This window comes from Halorubrum sp. CBA1125, assembly GCF_009742825.1.
Classification (GTDB): domain Archaea; phylum Halobacteriota; class Halobacteria; order Halobacteriales; family Haloferacaceae; genus Halorubrum.
The window spans coordinates 1-9,940 of record NZ_WPCE01000109.1 but is presented as its reverse complement, the minus strand read 5'-3'; the positions used below and the strand labels follow the sequence as shown (position 1 = coordinate 9,940).

Genomic DNA, 9,940 nt, shown 5'->3' with positions numbered 1-9,940 from the left:
CGACGGCGGCCGCAGTAAGCACCGCAACGAGGGAGCGCCAGCGACCGAGTGAGGAGCGCAGCAAGACCCCCGAGTCCTCGCGGCTGGGGCTTTGTGAGTGTTCTCCGCCCCGGCAACGACCTAACCTCGATCACATCATTCGCTCTATAAGCACGCCGACTCTACCAGCTGTTTCGGACGATAATCCGTCTGAAGAAGAGGAGTTCAACAGATCCGAACAAGTGCGAGGTAGAGAGGCTGGGTGCAGCACGACGACGTCGTTTGTGTGACTTCAAAGTGGGTGAACCAGCCCCCGTTCCGAGTAGCTTGCGTTGGCGTTCCGAATGACATGACGGGTGCGTTCAGCCGCAGCTTTCGCGTGTTCAAGTGTAGTTTCGGGATTTTCGTGTTTATCCTTCCAGCTCCTCTTCGGTATTTCTCGACCGTCGCTTGCGTACTTCTCGTAACGCTACGATGCCTACCACGGTTCCCACAATGGCCAAGAGAGCCTTTTTCAGCTTTCCCATACCCGAACGTACGAACACATCCCGTATGAGTATACACTGCTTAACACGTCCGTACACCAACCGATAGAGATCGCAGCAGGGGTTCAGGGACACCCGCTTCTGAGTGCTGCTCCTGGGAGTGCGATGACCACCTCGAACGCCTCAGCCGCCCGGACGATCGGTCGCTGACGCGATAACCGCTTCCAAAGCCCCAGCCGCGAGGACGCGGGGACCTTGCTGTCGCCCGAAACCCGGATATTTTCGGGATTCGCCAGAATCAGGAGGATTCTGGCTGCTAGCCGGAAGTCTTTGACTTCCGGCGATGACGAGAGAGCTTTGCTCTCTCGAACCACGCTCCTCGGTGTCGCCGGTGCATAGCGGGCCAATCGTTCCGTTGACTGTATCGCCACAACCAGGACAGAGTGCGTCGTCTGCTGGGATTTCAACAGCGTCGCACGACCCTCTCAGAACTCGTCGAGTTCGGACTGCGCCGCGGCCGCCAGCACGTCGTCGCAGGTGGACCACGAGCGCCGGGCGCAGTCGGGGAGGTCGCCGTGGTCCGTGACGTACGCTCGGAGGAACGCGCGCGTCGCCGGATCGCCCGGATAGCCGCTCCCGAGGCCGTCGTAGGCGGGATACGCGTCGTCGATCGCGGCCATTCGCGCGTCGCGGGCCACCTTGGCGACGACGCTCGCGGCGCCGACGACCGGGTCGCGCTCGTCGGCGCCGTGGGCGGCCTCGACGGCGATATCAGGGACCGGGCTGTCGACGTCGGTCTCGGCGCGAGGCGCCTCCGCGGCGGACGCGACGAGGTGGCCGGCCGCGGGGTCCGGCTCGCGGACGAACCGTCCGAGACGCCCCGCGAACCGCTCCTCGCTCGTGTCGCCCGCGTCGGCGACGACGCGGACCGGCTCGTCGAGTCCGGTTCCGTCCGGGTCAGCGGCGCGCAACGCCAGACGCAGCGCCTGCGCCTGTCCGCGAACCGTGAGCGTGTTCATGTCGGTGTCGGGGCGGTCGATCGCGGCCGGCTCGACGGTCGCGACGCCGACGGCGACGCTCTCGGCCTCGCGGACGGCGGCGTCGATCGCCTCGCGGCGCGTCGACGAGAGTCGCTTCGAGTCGTCCACGTCGGCCGGCAGGCTGGCCGGGTCGGCGAGCACCGCCGCGGCGACCATCGGGCCGAGAACGGGGCCCTTGCCGGCCTCGTCGACGCCGAGGTACACGGGTGGGTGTCGGTACGGAGAGGGAAATACGTTCAGTAAGCGGTCGATATCGGTGCGTCGAACGGACGGAACGCTACTCGAGGAGGACCGCGTTGACCTGCCCGGTCTGGCCGGGACGAGAGGTGACGCGGGCGCGGCCCGCGGACGTCTCGATGATGGCGCCCTTGGTGACGATGTTCCGGCGGGCGTAGTTGACGTTCGCGGGGTTGTCGACGACGTTCTCGATCTCGGCCTCGATCACCTCGCCGCCGTCGGCGACCTGCGCGACGTTCGTCGAGAGGGCACGGACCTTCGTGTCGGTGCCCCGAGAGTCGATGTACTGGAGCCTGGTCTCGCCGACGGTCGTCTCGGCCGGCTCGCGGCCGAGCTGGTGGCGCTTCTTGTTCGAGGCGTGCGTGAGTCGGCCGCCGGTGCGCTTGCGCGCTGAGCGTCCCTGGTCTTTCATACGGGTACGAACAGCCAGCGAATACTTGAAGCGTTCGACTCGTCGCGACCGGTTCTGGCCCGGAGTCAGGCGAAGCGGCGCTCGAACTCGCGGATCCCGTCGTCCGTGCCGACGACGACGAGTTCGTCGTCCGTCCGGACGCGAGTGTCCGGTCCGATGTCGGTGAGCGTCTCCTCGCCGCGCTCGATCGCGATGACGGTGCAGCCGGTCGCCTCGCGAACCGCGGCGTCGGCGAGGCGGTTCCCGGCGATCGTCGGCGCACGGGTCCGAATGACCTCGACCTGTTGGTCCAACGAGAGCACGTCGCGGTCCGACAGGACCTGCGACGCGCACATCCGCCCCGTGACCGTCGCCAGCGAGAGCACGTAGTCGGCGCCGGCGCGGTGCATCTTCGGGACGCTCTCGCGGTCCTCGACGCGGGCGACGACCTCCGTGTTCGGCGAGAGGTCGCGGATCACGAGGGTGGCGAACTCGGCGGTCGTGTCGTCCGGGATCGCCAACACGACGGTCCGCGCCTGCTGCACGCCGGCGGTCGTCAGCGCCTCCGGGTCGGTCGCGTCGCCGACGACGTCCACGCCGGGCGCGTCCTCGCGGTCAACGACCGTGACCGGGATGTCGTCGCTCGCGAGCGCCTCTTCGACGGCGCGGCCGACCTGCCCGTAGCCGACGAGGACGGTCTCGCCGGCACCGAACCGCCGGGCGGCGGAGTTGGCCAGATCCACGAGGCGCTCCAGCTGGTCAGTCCGGCCGGAGACGAGCAGGACCGTGCCGGCCGGCAGCGTCGCGTCGGGTGACGGCGCGGACTCGAACTCCCCGGCGAACCACGCGCCGATCACGTTGACGCCGGTCCGCTCGCGGATCCCGCTCTCCCCCAGCGTCGACCCGGCCAGCCCGCTCCCGTGGTGGATCGCCACCTCGCGAGCCGCAGCGACTCGCCGATCGTGACCGCCTCGTCGATGTCCGTCCGCAGCGCGGTCGTCACCTTGTCGGCGAGGCTCTCGCCCAGCACCGACCGCGGGGAGACGACCGTGTCCGCGCCGGCGAGCCGGTGGTACCGCTCGCGGTCGGGGTCCTCGACGACGCTGACGACCGGGACGTCGGGCGCGACCTCGGAGGCGGCGAGGACGATGCTCGCGTCGACGCGGTCGGAGACGTCGGTCACCAGCGCGCGGGCCTCGGAGAGCCGGGCGGCCTCCAGTCCCGCCGCCGACTCCGGGTCCGCCCTGACCACCGTGCGCTCTTCCTCGTAGTGGTCGAGTGCGCGGTCGTCGTCGGGCTCGACGATCGCGTACGGGACATCGTGCGAGTCGAACTCCGCGACGAGCGTGTCCGCGCGCGCCGTGTCCGAGCAGATCACGACGTGGCCCGCGTAGTCGTCGTCGAGCTGTCGGGGGACGGTCGTCTCGAACGCGCTCTCTAAGAGGGGCGTCGCCACCACGGGGAGCGCGCCGAGGAGCAGTATCATCCCGACGAGGTCCATCACCGCGATGAACGCGTTCATCTGCTGGCTCTCCCACGGCGCGTCCCCGCCGAAGCCGGTGGTCGAGAACATCTCGACGGAAAAGCGGATCGCCTCGATAAACGTCTGCGTCTCGCCCTCGTACACTCGCATCCCCCAGCGGTAAACGACGGCCGTGAAGACCAGCACCGCGAGGACGAACCCGGCGTACCAGACGACGCGACGCTTCCACGGATCCATCGGATCGCCGTAGGCGACCCGGATACAAAAACGGCGGCGCCCCGCTCCGATCACCGTCCCGCGGCCGGCCGAAGTTCGACAGTTTAAGTTACGCCGGGGGGAACCGGGACGTATGGTGCGGACCCCGTCGCGGAGGGAGGACCCTCCGTCGGTCGAGACGGTCCTCGACGCGCTGGCCGACGAGGCCGCACGTCGGATAGTTACCGCACTCTCCGAGCCGAAGACGGCGAGCGAGCTCTCCGAGGAGTGTGATATCCCGCTGTCGACGACGTACCGAAAGCTGGAGCTGCTCACCGAGGCGTCGCTGCTCGAGGAGTCGACGGACATCCGACGCGACGGGCAGCACACGACGCGGTACTCGGTGTCGTTCGACTCGATCACCGTCTCGCTCGACGAGGACGACCGCGAGTTCGGCGTCGAGTTCAGCCGTCCCGATCGCACGCGAGACGAGCGACTGGCCGACCTGTGGTCGGAGCTTCGAGAGGAAACATGACAACCTACATCGACCTGGCGATCATCGTCGCGAAGACCGCCATCCTGCTGCTCGGCGGAAGCATCACGTACTACGCGCTCCGCGCGTACGGCCGAACCGGCGACGCCTCCTTGCGCGCGCTCGGGGTCGGGTTCGGCGTCGTCACCGTCGGCGCCCTGATCGGCGGCGTCACCCACCAGATCATCGGTGCCGGGCTCGCGACGGGCATCGCCATCAACAGCCTGCTCACCGCAGTCGGGTTCGGGATAATCGTGTACTCCCTGTACGTGGAGTGACCCACCCCCGCCGTCCGGGGAACGATCCGTCTCGAGCCCGTCCGGTCGCGTAAAGAGCAGTGGGCCGTCCCGACACGTGCGTGTCGACGTCCGACGAACCCCGTTTTCGGTAGCCTTTTGCGGGGTTCGTGCGTGGTACCGGTGATGAGCGACGCACGCGACGAGCTCTCCCGCCGGATCGCCGGCGAGATAACGCTCAGCGACGACCCCGGCGCGACCCTGCGGAAGTGGCGGACGGACTTCGACGTCTCCCAGACGGAACTGGCCGACCAGCTCGACGTCTCGTCCTCCGTGATCTCGGACTACGAGAGCGGCCGGCGCGAGAGCCCGGGGATCGGCGTCGTTCGACGCACCGTCGAGGGGCTCCTCGACATCGACGAGCGACGCGGCGGCGGTCGGCTCCGGCAGTACGCGCGCGTGCTCTCCGCGGGCTTCGAGAGCGACATCGTCCACGACCTCCGGGAGTACGAGGCCCCGGTTCCGCTCGAGGACTTCTACGAGGCGATGGGGGCGACGGAGGTCGTCGCGGGCGACCACGACCAGGTGAACGGCCACACCGTCATCGACTCCATCCAGGCGATCACTCGCCTGTCGAGCGAGGAGTTCTACCGGCTGTACGGCCAGTCGACGAACCGCGCGCTCGTGTTCACCCGCGTCACCCGCGGGGAGTCCCCGCTCGTCGCGCTCCGGGTGGTGAGCCCCACCCCGAACGCGGTGGTCCTCCACGGCATCGACGACGACGACCTCTGGGAGCACGCCGGCGACCTCGCCCGCGTCGACGGGGTCTCGCTGGCGACGTCGACGCGCGACCTCGACGACGCGCTCGCCGACCTCCAGTCGTTCTGAGTCGGCGCTAGACGGTCCCCCACGGCGTCGGAGTCGGTCGCGGAACGGCGTCGTCGCGCCTGCCGGGTCGGTGACCGCCGAGTCGGCGACCGCCGAATGCGCCGGATGCGACCGCGACGCTGAAACGGCTGGCGACGCTCGGATCGCGCATGAGCGACGAGTACGCCGCCCGGCTCCGCGAGAACCGCCGCGAGAAGGACGACTTCTTCGCCGAGCACCCGCAGTCGCCGGTCCCGCCGGAGCACCGCGACGACTTCGACGGGCTCGACTACTTCCCGCCGGACCCGGACTACCGCGTCGAGGCGACCGTGACGGTCCACGACGAGCCGGACCCCGTCGAGATGGAGACGACCGCGAGCAACCCGGTCCGGTACCTCCGGATCGTCACCTTCGCGTTCGAGATCGACGGCGAAGCGCGGACCCTCGCCGGCTACCGGCAGGCGGGCGACGACGGGGCGATATTCGTCCCCTTCCGTGACAAGACCACCGGCCAGGAGACGTACCACCACGGGCGGTACATGGAGCTCGAACCGGACGACGAACTCGCCGACGGGGACGTGGTCACGATCGACTTCAACCTCGCGTACAGCCCGTTTTGCGCCTACAGCGAGGCGTTCTCCTGTCCGCTCCCGCCCGAGGAGAACTGGCTGGAGACCGCGGTTCGGGCCGGCGAGAAGGCGCCGGACCTCGCGTGAACCTCGGCGCGGTGCTGCCCGGACGGACCGCGAGTCAGTCTTCAGACGGACCGCGAGTCGGCCTTCGAGCGGACTGGGGGCCGGCTCCGAACGGACCGCGAGCCGGCGGCGCCGATCACCCTTCGTAGTCGAACGCGACCGCGATGTCGGCGGCGCCCCAGAAGACGAACCGGTATCGGCCCGGAACGAGGTCGGGACAGACGTGGAGGTCGGCGGGGTGCGGATCGTCTTCGACGAGTCCCGACTCGGTCAGCGTGAACTCCCACGCCGCGGTCTCGCCCGGCGGGTGAGAGATCGCCTCGTCGGTGTAGTCAAACACGGGCTCGCCGTCGGTGCCGCGGAGCTCGATCCACCCGGCCTCGGTGTACACCTCGACGTTGTACTTCTGGCGGTTCCCGGTGTGTCTCTCGCGGCCGGCGACGTTCGTCAGCTCGAACCGGACGTCGTCGCCGCGCGCGAACGTCGTCGCCTCGTCGGCCGAACCGTCGCCGCCGTCGGAACCGCCATCGCCGTCCGCCGGATCGACCACGCGGAGCTCCAGCCCGCTACCGCCCTCCGCGCCCGCGCCGCCGCCGGAGCCCCAGTTGACGTCGCCGTCGTACACCTGCGGATGGCGCTCGAACCCCTCGGCGGGGCAGTCGAAGTCCGCCGGCACCGACCGCGGGTCGCCGTCGGGACGGACGAAGCCGGGAAGCCGATCGGGGTCGAGGACGCCGGCGGCGTCGCTCACTTCGGCCGTCTCCCCCCAGCCGTCCGTGACCGACAATCGGACCGTCGACGGGAGCGGGTCGGCCGTGACCCGCAACAGCGCGCTCGGGTAGGTGATGGCCTCGCCGCACACCTCGTTGTCCGCGGCGGTGTTCCGGACGCGCGCGCTTCCGACGAGCGCGTCGCCGTCGACGGCGACGTCGGTGAACGCGATCTCGTCGTCACACAGCGTCGGTCCGACCGACTCGACGTACGCGACGACCGACTCCTCGAAGTCCGTCTCCGCCAGGAACGCGTCCGTCTCCGCGGGCGCGTCCGCGAACAACCACCCGGTGTCCCCCTCCTCGGTGACGAGCGTGCAGAAGCCGCGGCGCGCCTCCCGGTCCCAGACGGCCCCCGACAGCGGCTCGCCGACCTGGTGGACCGCCGTCGAGACCTCCCCGCCGCCTCCGTCGTCGTCGCCATCGTCGCTCCCGTCGCCGTCGCTTCCCTCGCTTCCCTCGCTTCCGTCTCCACCGCCGTCGCTCCCGTCCCCGTCGTCGCCGTCCGCGTCGCTTCCGCCGTCGCCGTCGATCGGGGCGTTCACACACCCGGCGAGCGCGGCGATCCCGCCCGCGCCGAGCCCGCACAGGGTCGTCCGCCGCGTGAACTCTCTCATGACCGAGGGTACGCGGGCGGTGCATAAGGGCTTCCCGTAGGCACAAACGCCTGTCTGTGTCACGCCGACGGTGAAACTGCGACGAGAGCGCGCCGAGCGAGCGAGGAGTCAGCCGTGAGGACGAGCGGCTATTGATCGATCGCGTGTTCGCGTCCGGCCGCGGGCGGTCGGTGCGTCCGAATGGGACGGTCCCGCGCGGTCGACGACGCCGCTGTCGGACCGTCCGTCGGACACGCCGTTCCGAGCAGAAAGTATCAATTATTCGTAACTACGCCGCAGACAGCTCGATAAACTGTTATCGCGGTTCTCGCGTCGTTTTGAAACGTCCGAACGGACCGAGAATCGACGTGAAAATCCCCGAACCCTCTGGAGGCTATATGTGGATGCCCGTGGTACGTGGAAGTGTCCATGTCCATCCCCGCTTCCACGCGGTTCTCCTCCGGTCGTCGCATCGCCGGGCTGATGACCGTCACGGTGAAGGCCGCCGCCTTCTGGGCGGCGATCGCTATCCCGGCGGCGTACCCCGTGCTGCTGTACAGGGGACTCGACGGAACCGCCGGGCTGCTGTTCGTCGGTCTGCTGTTCGCCAACGCCATCGCGCTCGCGCTCGGCCACGACTACAAGCGGTCAGTGACCGACGGAAGTAGTCAGTGATGAGGTAGTAACAGTCAGTGACCCACGACCGGCGTCGTTGGCTTCCGCCGTGCCCCTCTGTGAGCTAGTCTCGAGTAGACGCCGAACGACGGCGAAACCGGCGGGTCGCGTCCGTCTCGAAGCGCTTACCCACCGGCCGCACCGATCGGCGGTATGAGCGACGAGACGCACGTCGAGTGGCGCGACTGGGGGAGCGAGGCGTTCGCGGAGGCCGACGAGCGCGACTGTCCCGTGCTCCTGTCGCTGTCGGCGACGTGGTGTGAGGGCTGTCACGAGATGGACGCCGTCACGTACGCGGAGCCGCGGGTCGCCGCCAACGTCAACGAGTGGTTCGTGCCGGTCCGCGTCGACGTCGACCGCCACCCCCGGGTGCGCGAGCGGTACAACATGGGCGGGTTCCCGACGACCGCCTTCCTCACGCCCGACGGCGAGCTGCTCACGGGCGCCGGCTACCTCGACGTGGAGGGGATGCGTCAGGTCCTCGAGTCAGTACGGTCGATGTGGACCGAGAAGGGCCGCGAAGCGGGGCGGATCCCGCGCGCGCTCGACGCCGACCTCCCGCCGAGCGGGGAGGTGACCGACGCGATCGAGAGCCACCTCGCCGGCCAGCTGGAGGTCGCGTACGACGAGGAACACGCCGGCTGGGGCACCGACGCGAAGTTCCCGCTGCCGCGGACCGTCGAGTTCGCGCTGAAGCGCGACCGCGACCGCGCCCTCCGGACGCTCGACGCGGTGCGCGACGGCCTCGCGGACGACGTCGCCGGCGGCTTCTTCCGGTTCGCGGGGGCCCGCGACTGGAGCGACGTCGCCTACGAGAAGCCGATCGACACGAACGCGGCGGTCACCCGCGCGTTCGCGAACGCCTACCTCTACACCGGCGACGAGGCCTACCTCGACCCGGCGCTCGACGCCGTCGCGTTCCTCACCGACGACCTCTGGACCGGGTACGGCGTCGGCGGCAGCGTCGGCCCGGGGCTCGGGCGGGCGTACTACGCGGCGCCCGCCGAGGAGCGCGCCGACCTCGACTCGCCCCGCCGGGACCTCACCGTCTTCGCCGGCGGGAACGCGCTCGCCGCCGACGCGCTGCTCGCGGTCGCCGCCTACACCGACGACGAGCGCGCCCGCGAGTACGCCGACCGGATCCTCGACGGGCTCGAACGCGACCTGATCGACGCGGCGACCGGCGAAGTGACCCACTATCGCGGCGCCGAGACGGTCGGCGAATCGGACCTGCTGGAGGACGCCGCCCGCGTCGTGAGCGCGTTCGTCCGGGCGGCCGGAGTGCTCGGCGAGGGTGTCGACGTCGCCCGCGCGGTCGCCGACCGGGCGATCGAGCGGCTGCACGTCGACGGCTCGTTCGTCGACGGGCCGCGGTCGGGCCCCGGGCTGCTGGACCGCCTGTTCCGCCCGCTCGACGGCAACGTCGAGATGGCGACCGCGCTGCTCGACCTGGCCGCGCTGACCGGCGCGGACCGGTACCGCGAGGTCGCTCGCGAGACGACCGAGGCGTTCCCGGCGCGACGGAGCGGCTCGGCGTGCAGGTCGCCGGGTACGGGAGCCTCGCCGGCCGGCTCTGTCGGGGAACGACCGCCGTCGCCGTCGGGGACGAGCCGGGCAGCGACCTCCGCCGCGCCGCGCTCCGCGTCGCGGACCACGAGAAGGTTGTCGCGCCGAACGCCCACCGCGAGGACGCGCCCGCGCCGCGGTCGGTGCCGGCGGGCGCGGCCGTCGTGATCGCCGGCGACGAGGCCTCGTCGCC

General features: G+C 70.0%; 9 protein-coding genes and 2 pseudogenes. 6 read left to right on the top strand and 5 right to left on the bottom strand.

Going from position 1 to position 9,940, the window contains the following annotated elements; genetic code table 11:
- Positions 1 to 589 precede the first annotated feature (589 nt).
- From GJ633_RS10495 to GJ633_RS10480, 4 genes and pseudogenes are all read right to left on the bottom strand, one after another.
- Positions 590 to 931, bottom strand: a complete 342-nt coding sequence (locus GJ633_RS10495; protein WP_156588791.1) for a hypothetical protein — start codon at positions 929 to 931, stop codon at positions 590 to 592.
- 18 nt (positions 932 to 949) lie between these two features.
- Positions 950 to 1,708 carry a ribonuclease HII gene (gene rnhB / locus GJ633_RS10490; RefSeq protein WP_321169018.1) on the bottom strand — a complete coding sequence of 253 codons (759 nt, stop codon included), beginning with the start codon at positions 1,706 to 1,708 and terminating at the stop codon, positions 950 to 952.
- Between the two features lie 73 nt (positions 1,709 to 1,781).
- Complete coding sequence (locus GJ633_RS10485) at positions 1,782 to 2,153, bottom strand: 30S ribosomal protein S8e (protein ID WP_156588790.1); 372 nt, start codon at positions 2,151 to 2,153, stop codon at positions 1,782 to 1,784.
- A 65-nt stretch (positions 2,154 to 2,218) separates the two neighbouring features.
- Positions 2,219 to 3,852, bottom strand: a pseudogene (locus GJ633_RS10480) (potassium channel family protein).
- Between the two features lie 112 nt (positions 3,853 to 3,964).
- On the opposite strand from GJ633_RS10480, the gene GJ633_RS10475 reads away from it, so the two are divergent.
- The 4 genes from GJ633_RS10475 to GJ633_RS10460 all read left to right on the top strand — a co-directional run bounded on the left by GJ633_RS10475 (position 3,965) and on the right by GJ633_RS10460 (position 6,161).
- The gene (locus GJ633_RS10475) at positions 3,965 to 4,345 is read left to right on the top strand and encodes a helix-turn-helix domain-containing protein (protein WP_156588789.1); all 381 of its coding nucleotides are present in this window, start codon (positions 3,965 to 3,967) and stop codon (positions 4,343 to 4,345) included.
- The gene (locus GJ633_RS10470) at positions 4,342 to 4,620 is read left to right on the top strand and encodes a hypothetical protein (RefSeq protein WP_156588788.1); all 279 of its coding nucleotides are present in this window, start codon (positions 4,342 to 4,344) and stop codon (positions 4,618 to 4,620) included. The genes GJ633_RS10475 and GJ633_RS10470 overlap by 4 nt, the downstream gene beginning before the upstream one ends.
- Positions 4,621 to 4,764: 144 nt before the next feature.
- Entirely contained in the window at positions 4,765 to 5,466 is a 702-nt protein-coding gene (locus GJ633_RS10465; RefSeq protein WP_156588787.1) for a helix-turn-helix domain-containing protein, read from the top strand.
- A 149-nt stretch (positions 5,467 to 5,615) separates the two neighbouring features.
- A complete protein-coding gene (locus tag GJ633_RS10460; RefSeq protein WP_156588786.1) occupies positions 5,616 to 6,161 on the top strand; it encodes a DUF1684 domain-containing protein in 546 nt (181 codons plus the stop codon).
- A gap of 115 nt (positions 6,162 to 6,276) precedes the next feature.
- Here GJ633_RS10460 and GJ633_RS10455 read toward each other — a convergent pair whose 3' ends face one another.
- On the bottom strand, positions 6,277 to 7,527 hold the full coding sequence (locus tag GJ633_RS10455; RefSeq protein ID WP_156588785.1) for a hypothetical protein: 1,251 nt from the start codon (positions 7,525 to 7,527) through the stop codon (positions 6,277 to 6,279).
- Positions 7,528 to 7,935: 408 nt separating this feature from the next.
- Between GJ633_RS10455 and GJ633_RS10450 the strand changes: the two genes are divergently transcribed.
- Together GJ633_RS10450 and GJ633_RS10445 are read left to right on the top strand one after the other, a co-directional pair.
- Positions 7,936 to 8,181, top strand: a complete 246-nt coding sequence (locus GJ633_RS10450; RefSeq protein WP_156588784.1) for a hypothetical protein — start codon at positions 7,936 to 7,938, stop codon at positions 8,179 to 8,181.
- A gap of 153 nt (positions 8,182 to 8,334) precedes the next feature.
- Positions 8,335 to 9,940: pseudogene (locus GJ633_RS10445) on the top strand (DUF255 domain-containing protein); the annotation flags it as partial.

What these genes read in the sequence shown, in the direction of transcription:
- GJ633_RS10485 (WP_156588790.1), bottom strand. Translation starts at nt 2,153, where the DNA reads ATGAAAGACCAGGGACGCTCAGCGCGCAAGCGCACCGGCGGCCGACTC.
- GJ633_RS10475 (WP_156588789.1), top strand. Translation starts at nt 3,965, where the DNA reads ATGGTGCGGACCCCGTCGCGGAGGGAGGACCCTCCGTCGGTCGAGACG.
- GJ633_RS10470 (WP_156588788.1), top strand. Translation starts at nt 4,342, where the DNA reads ATGACAACCTACATCGACCTGGCGATCATCGTCGCGAAGACCGCCATC.
- GJ633_RS10465 (WP_156588787.1), top strand. Translation starts at nt 4,765, where the DNA reads ATGAGCGACGCACGCGACGAGCTCTCCCGCCGGATCGCCGGCGAGATA.
- GJ633_RS10460 (WP_156588786.1), top strand. Translation starts at nt 5,616, where the DNA reads ATGAGCGACGAGTACGCCGCCCGGCTCCGCGAGAACCGCCGCGAGAAG.
- GJ633_RS10455 (WP_156588785.1), bottom strand. Translation starts at nt 7,527, where the DNA reads ATGAGAGAGTTCACGCGGCGGACGACCCTGTGCGGGCTCGGCGCGGGC.
- GJ633_RS10450 (WP_156588784.1), top strand. Translation starts at nt 7,936, where the DNA reads ATGTCCATCCCCGCTTCCACGCGGTTCTCCTCCGGTCGTCGCATCGCC.